This window comes from Ruegeria sp. HKCCD4884 (assembly GCF_013110855.1).
Taxonomy (GTDB): domain Bacteria; phylum Pseudomonadota; class Alphaproteobacteria; order Rhodobacterales; family Rhodobacteraceae; genus Ruegeria.
This window is the reverse complement of the sequence record NZ_WVRJ01000006.1, coordinates 57,278-74,168: the sequence shown is the minus strand read 5'-3', so window position 1 is coordinate 74,168 and position 16,891 is coordinate 57,278. Positions and strand designations below refer to the sequence as shown.

The 16,891-nt window shown below is 55.8% G+C and carries 11 protein-coding genes and 1 pseudogene; 6 read left to right on the top strand and 6 right to left on the bottom strand.

Annotated features, from left to right (window positions below; all coding sequences use genetic code 11):
* The first annotated feature begins 23 nt into the window (after positions 1–23).
* The 3 genes and pseudogenes from GS636_RS10605 to GS636_RS22685 all read left to right on the top strand — a co-directional run.
* A complete protein-coding gene (locus tag GS636_RS10605) occupies positions 24–2,228 on the top strand; it encodes a C1 family peptidase (RefSeq protein WP_171669437.1) in 2,205 nt (734 codons plus the stop codon).
* A gap of 30 nt (positions 2,229–2,258) precedes the next feature.
* Positions 2,259–5,633 carry a D-Ala-D-Ala carboxypeptidase family metallohydrolase gene (locus GS636_RS10600; RefSeq protein WP_171669436.1) on the top strand — a complete coding sequence of 1,125 codons (3,375 nt, stop codon included), beginning with the start codon at positions 2,259–2,261 and terminating at the stop codon, positions 5,631–5,633.
* 125 nt (positions 5,634–5,758) lie between these two features.
* Positions 5,759–6,091: pseudogene (locus GS636_RS22685) on the top strand (integrase); the annotation flags it as partial.
* Between the two features lie 114 nt (positions 6,092–6,205).
* On the opposite strand, the gene GS636_RS10595 reads toward GS636_RS22685, so the two are convergent.
* Positions 6,206–7,132 carry a LysR family transcriptional regulator gene (locus tag GS636_RS10595; protein WP_253762734.1) on the bottom strand — a complete coding sequence of 309 codons (927 nt, stop codon included), beginning with the start codon at positions 7,130–7,132 and terminating at the stop codon, positions 6,206–6,208.
* 61 nt (positions 7,133–7,193) lie between these two features.
* On the opposite strand from GS636_RS10595, the gene glyA reads away from it, so the two are divergent.
* Positions 7,194–8,504, top strand: a complete 1,311-nt coding sequence (glyA, locus tag GS636_RS10590; RefSeq protein ID WP_171669435.1) for a serine hydroxymethyltransferase — start codon at positions 7,194–7,196, stop codon at positions 8,502–8,504.
* Positions 8,505–8,886: 382 nt separating this feature from the next.
* Here the strand turns inward: glyA and GS636_RS10585 are convergent, their stop codons facing one another.
* The 5 genes from GS636_RS10585 to GS636_RS10565 form a co-directional block, all read right to left on the bottom strand.
* Positions 8,887–9,867 carry a D-2-hydroxyacid dehydrogenase family protein gene (locus tag GS636_RS10585; RefSeq protein ID WP_171669434.1) on the bottom strand — a complete coding sequence of 327 codons (981 nt, stop codon included), beginning with the start codon at positions 9,865–9,867 and terminating at the stop codon, positions 8,887–8,889.
* The gene (locus GS636_RS10580) at positions 9,864–10,100 is read right to left on the bottom strand and encodes a hypothetical protein (RefSeq protein ID WP_171186533.1); all 237 of its coding nucleotides are present in this window, start codon (positions 10,098–10,100) and stop codon (positions 9,864–9,866) included. Before GS636_RS10580 ends, GS636_RS10585 begins: the two co-directional genes overlap by 4 nt.
* A 51-nt stretch (positions 10,101–10,151) precedes the next feature.
* Positions 10,152–11,240, bottom strand: a complete 1,089-nt coding sequence (locus GS636_RS10575; RefSeq protein WP_171186535.1) for a 4-oxalomesaconate tautomerase — start codon at positions 11,238–11,240, stop codon at positions 10,152–10,154.
* 88 nt (positions 11,241–11,328) lie between these two features.
* Positions 11,329–13,359, bottom strand: a complete 2,031-nt coding sequence (locus GS636_RS10570) for a tripartite tricarboxylate transporter permease (protein WP_171669433.1) — start codon at positions 13,357–13,359, stop codon at positions 11,329–11,331.
* Between the two features lie 81 nt (positions 13,360–13,440).
* The gene (locus GS636_RS10565; RefSeq protein ID WP_171096714.1) at positions 13,441–14,529 is read right to left on the bottom strand and encodes a tricarboxylate transporter; all 1,089 of its coding nucleotides are present in this window, start codon (positions 14,527–14,529) and stop codon (positions 13,441–13,443) included.
* A gap of 139 nt (positions 14,530–14,668) precedes the next feature.
* On the opposite strand from GS636_RS10565, the gene GS636_RS10560 reads away from it, so the two are divergent.
* Positions 14,669–15,337, top strand: a complete 669-nt coding sequence (locus tag GS636_RS10560) for a response regulator transcription factor (RefSeq protein WP_171669432.1) — start codon at positions 14,669–14,671, stop codon at positions 15,335–15,337.
* The gene (locus tag GS636_RS10555; protein WP_371808721.1) at positions 15,334–16,701 is read left to right on the top strand and encodes a sensor histidine kinase; all 1,368 of its coding nucleotides are present in this window, start codon (positions 15,334–15,336) and stop codon (positions 16,699–16,701) included. Before GS636_RS10560 ends, GS636_RS10555 begins: the two co-directional genes overlap by 4 nt.
* Positions 16,702–16,891: the final 190 nt, after the last annotated feature.

Below are 16,891 nucleotides of genomic sequence, written 5' to 3'. Positions count from 1 at the left end.
TTCTGATGACCGGAGAAAGAGTTGTGTCTGGTGGTATAGACAAAAAGTTTATTACAGCGCGCGGTGTCCGCAAGGACTGGGTCGATTTGAGGGATCAACCGTTTGTGCCTGGCCTGTCCATCCTTTTGGACAGTGTGTCACTTGACCACAAACTAACGGATCCCATCCCCGGCACGGATTTGAGGCAGCCGATCTTTGGCGTCCGCAATCAAAAGCACACACAGCGTTGCGTCGGATATTCGCTGGCCGCTCTGATCGACATTCAACGCTGTTTGCAATTGCTGCGCCGCCCTGACGGACAGGCCAAGTTGGAGCAGAAAAGGGATACACTTCGCACGGATATCGCCAGCGCGGACATGCTGTACAGGATGGCCTATTTCCATGACCGTTACCCGGACAACAACGAGCAGCAGGAAGTCGCGGGCATACGCTCGCTCCGTTCTGCCATAAAGGGGTTTTACCATCACGGTGCCTGTCTGGACTGGCCCATGGACACTAAAGCCACTGAAGAAAGCAGGTGGCAAAGCACAAGCTATTTCCCGCAAAGCAAAGACAATCAAACCTACTACCCGTCTGTCGCCCAGGCGAAAAAGGCGCGTGAAATCGGGTTAGGAGCCTATTTTCGCCTCGCATCTTCGCTCAACCACTATCATTCGGCGCTCAACCAGGCCGAGGCTGTATTGGTCTCGACCCAAATCCATGACGGGTGGCTGAATGTGACAGCAGCCAACGGAGGCATCATCCCTTGGCCCCCCAAAGAAGGCCTGATTGGATATCATGCGGTGGTTCTGACAGGATATGACAGCAACGGGTTTCATGTTTTGAATTCCTGGGGTTCGGACTGGGGCGGGTACCGTGGACAAGCGGGCATCGCACTTTGGTCTTATGCCGATTGGGCAAAAAACATCATTGACGCTTGGGTTCTGCGGCTTGGTGTGCCTGCACCAAAGGCCTTTGACGTCTCTATCGGCGAACAAGGGTTAAACCGGCTGTACCAACCCATTCAATCCGGTTCGACACCCTGCTTCGAACTGGTCGGCCATTTCATGCATCTGGACGATGGTCTGCATGTATCGACAGGATCCTATCCCTCGTTTCCTTCTGGCTGGGCGAAAACCTGCGCCTATCTGAAAGACACGCTGAAATCCAAACGAAAAAAGCTTGCGAAGTCGGAACAGCCCTACAAGGGTGTGCTGGTCTGGATACCCGGCAGTCTGGAGGGGATAAAACCCGCCTTTGATGCCGCTGTGTCGCGCAAACGCGCAATCAAGGACCTTGAGCTGTATCCTTATTCCGTTTTCTGGTGCAATAGCTTCGCGGAAACCTCGCTAGAGGTTTTTGACGTTCTCTTTGACGATTGCGCGCAGCAGGCCGGGGAGCGCGCCCAGCATCTGGATGCGCTGATCGAAGAGCGCGTGCGCGGCATTGGCCGGGCTTTTTGGCGCGAAATCGAAACCAGCGCAAAGAAAACCCTGCGCGGCCCAACCGAACACCCGACCGAGCCACCGCAAACCGACGATGACTGGCCGGGCTATGTAACCTGCTTTCTGCGCGATCTGATTGCATTGAAGGACCAAACGCAGTGCGAAATTCATTTGGTCTGTGAAGGCGCTGGCGCGTTGGTCGTGCACGAGATGCTATTGTTGATTGCCGAGGACAAGAAAAGACCGGCCAAACGGCAGCTTCTTTCAAACCACGATGCCACGACCCTGTTCGATACGTTGCATCTGGTTCACCCGGTCATCGGCCTTCGGCGCGCCAGCCGGTACCTGACACCTTGCCTTGAGGCGATGAATGGCGAGCAAACCGGGAAGGACCGATCACCCAGCCGGTCGCAAACCCCAACCGTCACACCGCGAGTCGATTTGTCGGACAAGCAACTGTCAGGCATCCGGGGTCGGATTTACGTGCCCGCCCCGAGCCTTGAGAAAACCCTGCACTTTGGCCGTTACAGCAAGCCGCTGCTGCATCTGGTGGCGCACGCCTTCGAAGATCCCAACTACGTCCTGTCGGAAACCGGTACTGTTCAGCGGGGTCAGCATCGCGATTTTCTGGGTGCGGCCGACATTGCGGGCAATCGGGATTTTCCGGCCCAATCGGCAATTTTCCAACTCAACCGCATATCGAAGCAATCGGAATCCGGTGATCCGGTTACGCAATCGGACCTGATGCGGGACCCCACAATTACTGAAAGCATTTTTAGAACCATCCGGGACCGACGCAAGTAACCCGGTGCATCAGCATGGAGGACGCTGAGAATGGCAAAAATATCCGTTGAACAACTTATGGCGAAAATGGCCGACCCGTCGATTGAAGAAAGCGAACTGGCCCAGTATTTCACCGTGGATCAGGATGCCTCGGGCGCTTTTGCGCCGCAGCTCAAGATCAACCCGTCCACCGTTCAGACCCCGCGCGGTGCCGATGCGGACCAACGCACGGCGGCCTTGATGAATTCTGCCAACTGGTTCGCCCGCCTTCGTCGGCAATCCCGGTTCCGCAAGGCGCTGTCAAAGGGGTATGACGGACCGATCATCGTTTCAGAAGGAGATAGCTGGTTTCAGTACCCGCTTTTACTGAAAGATACGATTGATCACCTTATGGACGACTACGCCGTGTTTTCGCTGGGCGCAGCAGGCGACTTGCTCAAGCGAATGGCGGACAAACGTGAATATGTCTCGGCCCTTCGGGCAACAGGGGCGGAAATCCTGCTATTGTCCGGCGGTGGCAACGATCTGGTTGCCGGTGGCGCGCTTGCCTCTCATCTGGAAGAGTTCGATCCAGCACTACAGCCAGAAGACTATCTGCTGCCTTCCTTCCACCGCCTGTTGGACGATGCCCTGCACCATTACGGCCGCATGTTCCGTGAGGTGCAGACCAAATTCCCCCATGTCTCGATACTGTGCCACGGCTACGACTATCCGGTGCCGAACAAGGACCGCTGGCTGGGCAAACCGATGGAAAGCCGGGGCATCCGCAGCAGGTCTTTGCAAAAAGCCATAGCGGCGCGGATGATGGACAATTTCAACCGCCGCCTGCGGCGGCTTGCAAACGCGATGCCGCATGTCACCTATCTGGATTGCAGGGGCGTAGTGGGCGATCACCGCTGGCATGACGGCCTGCATCCGACCGACGAAGGCTATGGCGATTTGGCAAAGAAATTCCGCCGCGAGATCGAGGTTCTTGCCAATTCCCGCAGCGGCCCGTCAATGGTCATCAGCGGCCCGTTTGGCAGGGCGTCGGAACTGTCACGGGCAATGGCCGCTCCGCCGGTCATTGCCGGAGGCCAGCCAAACGGTATGTCGCTGCATGTCGGGCTGAATACGGTCGATCCCGATCACTATGACGGGTGGGACGGCCGATTGACCGCCTGCGAAGCCGATGCGCAAGCGATGGAGACGCTTGCAACCGCCGAAGGCTTTACCCCGACCCGCCTGCTGACCTCGGATGCGACGCGGGAAAACGTGATCGAACAGATCCGCCGCGCGGCGCGTGACCTGAAAGGCGGCGACATGTTCCTGATGACGGTTTCGGGCCACGGCGGTCGCCTGCCCGATTTCAATCAAGACGAAGATCATGATGGCGACATCAAGATGGATGAAACTCTGTGCCTGTACGATTTCCAATTGGCCGATGACGAGCTTTACATGCTGTGGTCGGAATTCCGGGTGGGCGTGCGGGTTCTGATGGTGCCCGATACCTGCCATTCGGGATCGATGGTCAGGTTCGGCCCGGCGGGTCCCTCCATGTTGTTCGGACGTCAGATCGATGCACCGCTTGGGGTACGCGCTATGCCTCTCAACGTCGAAGACCGGGTCTGGCGCGCGAATGAGGCTGTCTATCGCGAGGCATCGCGATCTTACTCGGCCCTCAAGGAAAGCGTGATGACAAATCCGCTGTCGACGCCAGTCAAGGCCTCAGTTCTCAATCTGGGTGCCTGCAAGGACGAGCAGTTTGCAATGGACGGCGCGCAATATGGCGCATTTACCGGTGCCTTGTTAAAAGTCTGGAACAACGGACGATTCCCGGGGGATTACCGTGCATTCCGGGCCGAAATAGACGCCGAAATCGACAGCCCCAGCCAGACGCCACAACTGTTTGAAAAGCTGGTATCCGACCCAGACTTTACTGGCGACAGACCCTTTACCCTGCGTCCCGGAGGGGCCGCAAGTGCCATACACACCCCGACCGTACCAGCCCCCATGGTCGAGGATGAAACCGAAGGCGACGGTGAAGAAGCGGATCAGATTGATCAGGCACAGGCAGACGCAATCCTGTCCGCCAAACATCGCGGCGCGGGGTTCCGGGATTCGCAAGCGGCGCTGACCTGGGCTGACTATGCCGACTTCGACGCCTTCATACGGTCCCTTGGCCTCAGGCATTTTTCCACTGACGAGTTTCTGATTTTGGGCGGCGCCCACAGCACACCCGGCGGTAACTGTCAGGGCAAGAACACCTACCCGCCGCGTGCGCTGTGGACAAATATCGCGGAAACGGCCCGGGTGCTGGAACATCTGCGCGAACGTCTGGGCAAACCCATCGTGATAACCAATGCCTATCGGGGACCGGCCTATAACGCCTGCATAGGTGGCGCCAGCGGCAGCCAGCACATGAAGTTCACCGCGCTTGATTTTCAGGTTCGGGGCATGTCGGCCCCGGATGTGGCGCAGGCGCTGCGTGTGTTGCGCGACCGTGAGCATTTGTTCAAAGGCGGGATTGGGCGCTATAACAGCTTTACCCATGTCGACACGCGCGGGACCAATGCCACCTGGCCGCCCGCCTTCCGCAACAGCGCCTTGCCCGCCGCAACCTCGATGGCACCCGCAGGGCCGCGGAACCTGACCGAGCGTCTGGCCATGCTGAACAGCCTTGAACTAGCCCCGATGCGTGGAAGACGGTCCAAAAACGCAAGCTCGGCATTTGCTGATCCGGTTGTCCGGTCCTCTAACGCCTTTGACCCCAGTTCTGAGCTTGCAGAAAAGCAGCAAACCCTTGCGGCCGCTGTCAGCGCGTCCAGCGTCATTTCTTTTGTCGAAAACCTGACGCCGGGCCAGAAAGAGGACGTACTGCTGTCAACGCTGTTTGCGCAGCGTGCTGCGGACAGTCAGTTTGATCCGGTCAATCAGCGCGAGGCATGGTTTGCCCGGTATATGGAGATACTGAGCCTACTTGGCTGGGTCCGCGAAGAAGCACCCTTTACCACCAGTCAAAAAATGCAGGGGAGTGGCAGCTTTGACAAAGTGATCCTTTCCACTCTGGCCCAGGTCGCAACGGGAAATCAGTTTGAGATTGTCAAAAGTGCGATCGAGGCCCTGCGCGGTTTGTCGAATGATGATGGAAAGATTAAACTGTTCGACCTAGAAACTTCGCAAACGAAGGGTGGCAATTTCCAGATTGGTGCCGCTGAGGCAGCCGGAGATGTGATCAACATTGCGCTTGGGGCCTTCAACTTCACTTACAAGGATCAAAAGCAGAATATTCTCTTTGTTGCCTGGGGTAAAAATGAGCTCGATTACTGGCTGGCCGCGCAAAACCTGTCGCTGAGCACAACGATCTACGATGCCGTGCGCGAACTGGTGAAGACCCGGCTGGCAGATACACGTAAAACGCTGATCGCAGATATCCCGTTAAGCTAAGTCTAAGCTTGCACCTAAACTACGATCTTTCTGTGTGGTGATCCCAGACACAATCTCGCCCGGCTTATTGCCGGGCTCTTTTTGGGGGAAGGACTATCTCCGAAACCTCGAACCAAAATGCACCCAACACGCGGGACACCAATGCCGCACAGACCAAGTCGCCGGAAAGGATAGGCCGCAGTTTCACTTTTCCCTGGCGGTTTCATGACCGCCCACATATCTCAACTCGCCAATATGGCCGACTTGTGCGGGATAGAGTCGCTGCGATTGGGTGGGAACCCGGCGGCTACGGCACCCACTCGCCGCGCCGGACCAAGGCGGCGGAGATCGAAATCAAAACCGTAAATCTCAGGGCTGTTCAACTGCCGCTCGGACACACAAGGGTTGACAGCGCCATCAGATATCTTGGTGTCGAACCTGAAGATGCGTTGAGCATCGCCGAGCAAATCGACGTTTGAACCATGTTGGCGGTCGGTACTTGCCGTTCGCCAATCCAGATATGACCCAAGATCGCACCGTAGCAGTGGAGCGGTTCAAGCCCAGCGCGGACACACTCGTCATCTCAGCAAGCCTCATCCGTCTGAGTGCCATCCTTCCTCTCGAAGTAGACTAACGACTTCATCAATCTCAGGATGGCGTCTCGATCTATGTGGAAGCTCGAGGGCCAACACCCGACCTGTTCCGATACTCTCCGATGAAACTTTTTTGAGTTGCCCAGAATGAAGCGCCTGCTCAACCAGACAACTGTGCCCCATAAGCACACCCGCGCCGGACTTCGCTTCTTCTACGGCAAGGGCGTAGAGCGAATATCGCGGCCCCTTTTGGGGATCACCAACTGAAACACCCGTCGCCTCTGACCACAAAGACCAGTCATCTTCCCAAGTCTGATCGTGCAGCAACTGTACGGCCTCTAGATCGAGAACATCTGCCATTTTCGGTGAACAAACGGGAAGGATTTCGTCTTTCGCCAGCACAATCTGATCCGGTGTTCCAGCCGGGACGGAAAAGAAGACCGACAGATCATATAATTCTCTCGATAGGCTGGGAGGGTTCTCCAATGCTGTCACCGAGATATTCAGGTCGGGACGCCTCTCGCGCAATTTGCCCAATCGCGATGGTAACCATAGCTGCGCGATTGAGGGCAAAGCCGCAATGTGGATATCAGGGTTGGGTGCCAGGTTTCGGAGACTTTGCGTCGCCGCCGCGAGAAGATCAAAGGCATGTGTGAACTCTGCTGCTAGCTTGCGACCAGAGGAGGACAATGAAACGCCGTGGGCACCTCTTTCAAACAGGGTAGTGCCAGCCCAGACTTCCAAAGCTTTTATATGTTGTGATACCGCGCCGGCCGTAACGCCCAACTCTTCGGCCGCGGAAACGAAGCTTTCCAGCCTCGCCGCAGCCTCGAAGGCACGCAGAGCATTAAGGTGTGGCCCCTTGGGACGACGTGGTGCAACAGCCATAGAACTCAGCCTTAGTTTTTCTACGCTCAGAAATAGCAAAAATGGTTTGCCTTGTCATTCCGATCTGTCCAATCTGGGTGCAGCCAAGAGGGGAAATGCGATGACAATAGAAATGAGAAACTGGGTGCCAGCCGACAGCGAAGCACTGGTCCAGAAGATCGCGACCGAAACGTCACGCACCTCGTCCAAGGCGCTGCTGGATCGGATTGAGCATTTAGCCCACCGAAACCGGGAAATCCACGAGCAAGAATGCTTCAACCTGAATCCTGCGACCAACGTGATGAACCCGAGAGCTGAAGCATTGCTGTCTTCGGGAATTGGGTCCCGCCCGTCGCTTGGATACCCGGGCGAAAAATACGAGATGGGTCTTGAAGCTATCGAAGAGATCGAGGTCATCTCTGCGGAGCTTTGCGCGGAAATTTTCGACGCAAAGTTCGCAGAAATCCGCGTACCTTCCGGTGCAATTGCGAACCTCTATGGTTTCATGACCACTTGCCAAGCTGGCGATACGATCATCGCACCACCGGCCTCGATCGGTGGGCACGTAACGCATCACATCGCAGGATGCGCCGGGTTGTTTGGTTTGCGAACCATAGATGCACCAACCGATGCCGATGGCTACACCGTTGATCTCGACCAACTCCGCACGCTTGCGCGCAAGGAGCGTCCCAAATTGATCACGATAGGCGGCAGTCTCAACCTTTTTGAGCACCCGGTCAAAGAAGTACGTGCCGTTGCAGATGAAGTCGGTGCCAAAGTGATGTTTGACGCCGCGCACCAATGCGGGATCATCGCAGGAAAAGCCTGGCGCAACCCGTTGGTCGAGGGCGCACATTTCATGACGATGAGCACGTATAAGAGCCTCGGCGGCCCGGCCGGTGGTCTGATCGTTACAAACGATGCGGAGATCGCAAAGGCTCTGGATGCCATTGCATTCCCAGGCATGACGGCAAATTTCGATGCCGCAAAGTCAGCCGCACTTGCCGTGACAATGCTTGATTGGCGCGACTACGGACGGGACTACGCTGCCGAGATGATCGCAATGTCCCGCGCAATGGCCGAGAGTCTCGATGCGCAAGGTGTTCCAGTTTTTGCAGGTCGCGAGGGCTTTACTGCATCTCACCAGTTCGCCGTTCTGGCAGAAAGGTTTGGCGGTGGACAGGCTGCATCCAAGACCCTGCGCAAAGCCGGGTTCCTGGCGTGCGGTATTGGCCTGCCGGTGCCGGAAATCGAAGGTGACATGAATGGACTGCGCATCGGTACACCCGAGTTGGTGAGATGGGGTATGACGTCGCATCACGCCGACAGACTGGCTTCTCTAATTGCGCGCGGTCTTAAGGGCGACGATATCGCCGCCAAAGTGGCGGACTGGCGCCGTCACTTTGCGAGCGTGCACTTCGTTCACGGCTAGAAATTTAGTAGTCGCCGCAGGAGAACGGATGTCTGCTTCGTCCGCGAGGCAGCCTTTCATAATCGTTTCACAGAACGGCCATAACTCAACCAGAGATCGCTTCGCATAAAACCGCTTTAGCGCTGCTAGCAGTTTCTTTTGATCTGACTAATCATAAAGTGTTTGCAGTATCGTACCATTCGAAACCCGTTCGGCGAAGGACTGCAATGCGGACTTCGCGAGCATTCTCTGCAATTGGACCGATGTCGGCTTGCTAGGCAAAGTGGGTATTTGTTGAGGCGAATTATCACCAACGTATCAGGGGCGAATCTTAGATTTGTGATCACTTACAGTCTGACAAGAGTTTTGCCGGTAATCATCTTTGCGCCCATCGCCGCCAACCTTATTTTGCGCTAGTCCAAACCTCGGGGTTGATCATGTGAACGGGAGCGTTTTCAGAATAGGCGTTCACCTGATCGAAAATGTCAGAGAATTGCAGGTCGAATTCATCCTCGGTCACAAAACCAATATGCGGCGTCGCAATCAGGTTTGGATGTGAAAGCAACGGGTCATTCGGGTCGGTAAGTGGCTCTGTGTCAAAGACATCAATTGCGGCCTTGCCGGGATGCCCGGCATTCAAAGCATCAAGCAATGCATCCTTCACGATAAGACCTGCACGGGATGTGTTTACAAACAGCGCCCCCGATCGCATCTGCGCGAAATCAGACGCTGTGATAATACCGTGAGTGTCTGACTTCAGACGCACATGAACCGAGACTACATCGCTTAGCGCAAAGAATGCCTCGCGGCTTTCAGCGACCTGAACACCATCTGCCTTCGCGCGCGCCCGGCCTTCATCCGAGGACCACCAGACAACATTCATTCCGAATGCCTCGGCATAGCCGGCAACCGCACGAGCGATACGGCCATATCCATACAGCCCCAGTTGCCGCCCCCTAAGGGTTTTGCCAACTCCGGCCTGCCAATGCCCCGCTTTGACCGAAGCCATTTGAGCCGGCAAATCACGCATCCCGGCCATGATCAGCGCCCATGTCAGTTCGGCTGCGGCATAGGAGGGCGTCCCGCCATGCATGTTCGAACAAAGCAGCACTCCGTTATCCGAGCATGCCTGCACATCTACATGCGGGTAGACACTGCGCTGGCTGATCAATTTCAGGTTTGGGAGTTTTTCAACTAGATCGCGGGTGATCTTGGTGCGTTCGCGAAACAAAACCAGCGCCTCGGCCTCCTGCAAGCGTGCGGCCAACTCGTCGGTATCCTCGACATGATCTGTCCAGATCTTCACGTCGTGGTCAGAAAGCTTTTCAAAACAGGGCAGGCACTGCAGCGTGTCAAACCAATCATCCAGAACGTGAACTTTCATCGACTTTCTATACCCTGCTCGGTGCTCAGTTTTCTTGGCGTCGGCACGAAATGACATGTGTCCAGTGCTTCAAGCGCATTGCGAACCCTTTCGCGTTGATCCAGCAAATAGTTGAATTGCTCATCACATCCGGCAATCGGCGTCGGGTAGTCTGCGATGTCCCTCCGCAGAGCCGACCACGCCAGCCTGAGTTCCTGACGCGCGATATCAAGACATTCAGAATAGTCGTCCATCGTGGCACCCTCATAATGTATACCATAGTATACTAAACAGAGTTTACCATATCAACTCCCGTTCCACACAGATTCTGGTACATAGACATGTCCATCCGCCAGCTTTCGCGCCGTCCGCACCAAACCGGCAGAGTTTACGTTAAACCCGCCATTATGTGAGAATTCCACCAAAACGTCGATCTTGCCTGAGGCGTGTTCCAATATAACTTCCGCCGGGCTTGCATCGGGGCGATCCAATAGCCCGTCAGCCACCGTGCCGGGCGTCAAAGCGCAGGATGCCATACACTGCGCACCGGTGACCGCCATTGTTGGATGGGTCTTCCACGGCATAAAATACCGAACCGCAATGGTTCCACCTTCCTTGGCTGGCGCAAAGAGGCCGAATTTTGGGGTCACTGATTTTGATACATCCCCCATACCCATCAACTTTCCGGCTTCGATCCGCACCGCTTCCATACGATCAAAGAAATCGCGGTTGGCATCCAGTTCTTCGGCGCTTTCATACCCTGTCAGGCCAAATTCTGTGGCCTGCGCTATGACCATTGGCATGGCAACATCCATGCAGGTCAAATCGATCCCCTGCACTGTTTCGCGCAGGTTTCCAGTAGGTAGAAATGCGCCTGTTGCCGAGCCTACAACACCCATGAAACTCAGTTGCACAGGCGCAGATTGGCCAGGAACGCCAGCAATTTCCGCATCGCCCTCATAGGCCAGTTCACCACCTGGGGTCTGCACTCGGGCGATGACCCGCGCACCCGTGTTTACAGCGCGAATGCGAATTTCTGTCTCATCGCCCTGTGGCTTAAACAACCCCATCTCGATCGCAGCCGGAGCGACTCCGGAAAGGATGTTTCCACAGGTGGGTTTAAAATCGACCAATTTCTCCTCAACCGAAACCTGCGCGAAGAAATAATCGATATCGGCCCAGTCATCCTCGCTGACTGAAAGCATCGCAACTTTAGTCGTCACCGCTGTACCGCCACCGATTCCATCGATGTTAATCGCTTGACCCGCCCCAAGGGCAGCAGCCAACACGTCGGCCAACGTCTCTAAATCCTCTGGCAGATCAGAACGACGAAAGTAAGGCCCGCGAGAAGTGCCGCCGCGCATGAAAATATACGGGATTGCTGTCTGGGTCATCTCGAACCCTCCTTTACGAACCGTTGAAATTTCTGATTTCAGCGCTGCCCGGACCGCCAGATTGGCAGGCCGGGTAATCGTGGTGCGCCTACTTGAGTGGCCAAGGCAGGGTCACCATGTCTTGCAGCAGACCCGGAGGGAAATCCCTGTTCAACGCCCCGGCCATGAAGCACATGAAACCGACTCCGCAAGCGGTCAGGATCAGGGTCATCTGCCAGCTGGACCCGGCGCGAATGCGGAAGAATGCGATCAGGAACCCGATCAGGGCGAGGATGAAGCCCACAACCCAAGTGGCCGCGATCAGACTTGCAAACCACGCGAGCGTTGACCAAAGTCCATGCGGCGCGTTCGCGTCCTCGCCAGCAAGCTCCTTGTCAGCAAAGATCGCGTCCCCCTCGGGTCGCCGCATCATCTGGATCAACAGGATCACGCAGCAGAACAAAGACACGCCGCCGATCACCAGTGGGATGATCTTATCAGTCATATTGTAGTCAGGGATCATGTTGGCATTGATCAACGCCACGATCAGATAAGCCATGATCACCAGCAGGAAGACCAGCGGCGCGCGCTTGCTACCAGATTGGACTTCACCCTCGGACATGATCATTTTGGCCTGCCGAATGCCAAGAATGACGGACACCACAGTGACGATGATTAGAACAATTACGATGGGGCTGAAGACATACTCCATGCCTTCAGCAAAGCTCTTTCGGAATCTGAATGAGGCGATCTGGAAAGCCTGGTTGGTGAATTTCTCAACCGGGTTCGACAGAACGAACCCAATCAGAAAGGCCGGGCGCGACCAGTCGAAACGGCGCAGAAAGATGCCGATCAGGCCAATCACGAATAGGGCCAGAAGGTCTTCGAAGTTTTGACCGGACTGGAAGGCCGCGAAGCTGATCAACATGAACAGGAACGGGGCCAGATAGGTGAAACGGATCGTAGTCAGTTTAGCGATCCCGCCCGAGGCTGCGATGCACAAGATGGTGCCGACCACGTTGGCCAATGCCAGCAGCCATACGATCGAATAAGTTATGTCGAGATTGTCCTTGAGCATGCTCGGACCGACTTCGATATCACCCGACCCCAACAGAGCCACCGCGCCGATGAAGATCGCCATCGAGCCGGAGCCCGGGATGCCGAACAGCAGCGTCGGCACCAGCCCGCCGCCTTCCTTGGCGTTGTTCGAGCTTTCAGGCCCGATGACACCGCGCACTTCGCCTTTGCCGAATTTGCTTTTGTCTTTCGTGGATTGCACCGAGTGGCCATAAGCAATCCAGTCTACGACCGAGCCACCGAGGCCGGGAATGACGCCAACGACCACCCCGATTATCGAACAGCGAACCGAAAGCCATATGTTTGCAGCCCAGTCTTTGACCCCATCAAACCAACCGGCACCCAGCGAGGCGCCTTTGGCGATAGATTGATCCTGCCGCAGCAGTGAAACGATTTCGGGAACGGCAAAGATGCCCAAACCCACGATGACCAGTTTCAGACCGTCCGTTAGATAGGGAATGTCATAGGTCGCCATACGCAAAGAGCCGCCCGCGTCGGCCTCTCCGATGGTGCCGACCATCAGCCCCAATCCGGCTGCAGCAACACCTTTCAATGGGATACGCCCCGCCAGAATGGCAACCATCGACAGGCCCAGGATGGTGATCATCAGCATCTCAGGCAAACCGAATGCCAGTACGATGGGCCGGGCGACCAGAATGAACATGGTCAGGAAAGTTGCGCCGACAAGCCCACCAAACAGCGATGAGGCGAAGGCGGCCGACAACGCGCGGGCTGCTTCGCCATTTTTAGCCATTGGGAAGCCGTCCAGCACGGTGGCCTGCGAAGCAGAGCTGCCGGGGATGCCCATTAGAACCGACGCGAAGGTGTCAGAGGTCGGAACAACGGCTACCATCCCGATCATCAGCGCCAGTCCAAGGATTGGGTCCATGCCGAACATGAATGGCAGCAACAGGGATAAACCAGCAATGCCGCCAAGCCCTGGGAACACACCTACAGCCAGACCCATAACGACACCGAGAACAAGATATCCCAGTACAATGGGTTGCAGGATCAGACCCCACGCGTCACTGAGCGCAGGAAGAGCGGTGGCGAAAACCTCCATAGCGGCCGCCTTTCATTCAATTTTGGTAGGGTTCAAAAAGCGCGCGCCCGTTGCTGCAGGCACGCGCTGTGAATGGTCGGCTTAGTTCAGCTCGACACCGTAGGCTTCTTTCAGCCAGTTCAGGACATAGGCCTTGGCGTTGTCGTCGACGTTTGTCGCGGTTTGCAGCGCCGACTTGGAGCCGTCACCTACAAACACCGGATACTTACCCACGCGCTTCGAGGAAATGTCAGCAAAATCGCCGCGCTCGGTCACAGCCTGGAACGCAGCGGTGTATGCGTCGACTACTTCCTGAGGTGTATCACCGGGCAGGAAGGCCAGCTTCTGGACCGGGAACCCGGCTACAAAGAACGCTTTCCACGCATCCCATGCCTCACCGCTTGTTTCGCAGCCATCAGTCGCCTCGCAGACCTCTTTGAAGGTCGGAATGTCCGGGAAGGTCGGGTCACGAACGATGTTGCCATCGGCGTCCAGTGCCCCCCATGTCATCATCGGCACAGCCTGACCGGATTCAACCAGCGGGGCGGAACCACCCAGATAGCCGGACGAGGTTTGATAATCGATATTAGCTTCGCCCCGTTCGAACATTAGACGACCGTCTCCGCGACCCTTGATGCCGAAGACCGGCTCGACATTCATGCCAAGCATTTGCCAGGCCAACAGCGGTACAAGGTCAAGACGCGTCGCACCCTGCGAACCGTAGATGAAGTTGGTGTCTTTCAGCGCGTTGGCGGAGCCATCGAACTTTGCTCCGTCTTCGGCGTTCAGATAGGCAACACCACCTGTTCCCGACGCCATGACCGGAATCCAGTCATTGTATTCATAGCGAACGCGTGGATCGCTTAGCAGATATGGGAACTGGGTAGAGCCAGAGGTGCCAAACAGCAGCGTGCCATCGTCGTGACTTTGTTCTTGGAACCAGTTTGCGCCTTTGGTCGAACCAGCGCCCGGCATGAATTTCACGACAACAGTCGGTTGACCCGGTAATGCTTCGGAAAGAAGCGGCGCAAAGAAGTTGGCCCATTTGGCAGACCCGCCCGTTTCCGAGAACGGGATCACCCATTCAACAGTCTTGCCCGAGAAATCGACCTCGGCAGCGGCAGGTGCGGCGATTCCGGCGGCGGCGATCAGCCCCACGACGGCGCGACGGGTGAAGTTGGAAATGGCCATTGGTTCCTCCCTATAGACCAGACAACCACGTCGGCGCCCTCTGCGCCACCGTGATCGTAAATAGAACTGTGGGGTTGATTCCCCCTCCCATCTGGCAATCATGGAGCGCCAACCTTGCGCGAAACTTGCAGGAGACCCGATGCGGATCGTCATCGTCGAAGACAACGAGACCCTCGCCAATGCCATCGCTTACCGCCTGCGTGACCGTGGTCATGCAGCAGAAGTGCTTGCGGATGGCGATGAGGCTGACGTGTATCTTGCGCAAGAAGGCGCCGATTTGGTTGTTCTGGATATCAATTTACCCGGACAGTCAGGGCTGGAGATCCTGAAATCTCTTCGCAACCGTGGCGACGGTGTACCAGTGATCCTGCTTACTGCGCGTGCCGAAACAAGCGACCGGGTTTCGGGGTTGGACATGGGAGCCGATGATTATCTGGTTAAGCCATTCGAAATGGACGAGTTGGAAGCACGTATCCGAGCGCTTTCTCGACGCAAAGATCTCGACTACGAAGCAAAAGAGAGCGTTGGCAAGTTAGATTTCGACCGCGCTGCGCGTCAGGTCAGTGTACAGGGCGAGGTTTTGGATATTCCGCGGCGGGAAATTGCAGTACTTGAATGCTTGTTGGAACGCAGGGGCAGAATTGTTCCCAAGGGCCAGCTTACAGATTATGTCTATGGCGTAGGGGCCGATGTCGAGGCCTCAGCCGTCGAGCCTCATGTGTCGCGGCTGAGAAAACGTCTTCAGAATTTGGGTATTAGAATAAAAACAGCCCGTGGCCTGGGATACCTGCTTGAGGTGCAGAAGTGATCAATCACGGCTCACTCAGGCTAAGGCTTTTTATTCTTATCCTAACCCCCTTGGTGCTACTTGCGGTTCTGCTTGGACTTTGGCGCTTCATGATCGCGCAGAAAACAGCCCAGGAGTTGTTTGACGACAGCCTCCTATCTGCTGGTCTTGCAATTTCGCGAGATGTTGCGATCTCAGGCGGTGACGCTCTGTCGCCCACAACACGCAGCTTGATCCGCGATGCGTCCGGTGGGGAGATATTCTATCATGTAACGGGTCCGGGTGGCATCTACGTGACAGGCTATGCGTATCCTCCTGCGTCCTCGACCCCGTTTGTCCAAGACGCGTACGAGCCGTTTTTTTTCGAGGCACTCTACCGTGAGGAACCGGTGCGCGTTCTGAAAATGACAGAACGGGTGACTTTAGAAAATCTTATCGGAGATGCTACGGTCACAGTTTGGCAACGAATGGCGGATCGCAACGCGTTCGCCAATGAACTGTCATTACGCGCAGGAATTCTGATGGGAATTCTGCTGGCCACTCTCGCCATTGTGGTATGGTTCGGGGTCGCTCGCGGCCTGAGGCCCTTGTTGGATTTGCAGGACGCGATCGACCTGCGTTCACCGGATGATCTCAGTGAAATCAAGCGACCTGTCCCGGTCGAAGTTCAAGGTGTTGTCAGAACCTTGAACCGGCTGTTTGGGCAGGTTGAAAAAAGTATAAATGCCCATCAGGTGTTTATATCCGAAGCAGCACATCAGCTGCGAAATCCGGCGGCAGCCGTGCAATCGATGGCCGAAGCGCTGCAGAACGCGAAAACGGACGACGATCGAGAAAAACGCATCTCAGAGCTTGTGGTAGCGGCAAAAAACTCAGCAACAGTGGCCGAACAGCTGTTGTCACTTGAAAGGCTCAGGCAGCCGACGCACCAAGATCAAATGGCTGATATTGATTTCCGCTCGGTTGTCGAAGAGGCCTGCATGGATATGGGCGTTCAAATTCTTGCAAAAGGTATCGAGTTTGATGTCACGATACCTGAGACGGCGGTCACGGTATCCGGTGATCGGGTATTCCTAATTGAGGCTATAAAGAACCTGTTGGACAACGCAGTCAAACACGGTGGCCCTAAGTTGAGCCGTATTTCAGTTGTGCTGCGCTGTGTCGACGAACACGTAAGTTTGACCGTGGCCGATGACGGAGCGGGCCTTTCGCCCGACCAAAGCGAAGCAGCATTTAGTCGGTTTTCGCAGTTGGAGTATTCCGAAGGTAGCGGATTAGGGCTGTCTATCGTCTCTGCAGTTGCACAGCGCCACGGGGGAACAGTCTTAATCAACCGAGTCGAAAAAGGAGCGAGCATTACGCTTAAGTTTCCGGTTGCTCTGTAAATTTAACAAATTATTTCGAGATCTAATTTAAAGCCCAGAGCCAATCACAATCAAAGTTCATTCTTACCGTTTGTAGTAGAAGTTCTGGTTTCCACGGACTACGGCCTTTTGTACGAGGCGCAGAATTCGTCAAAATGGGCTCACAGCCGACCTTGGAGCAAGCGCAGCATATTGTGTTAGGACGCTTTGG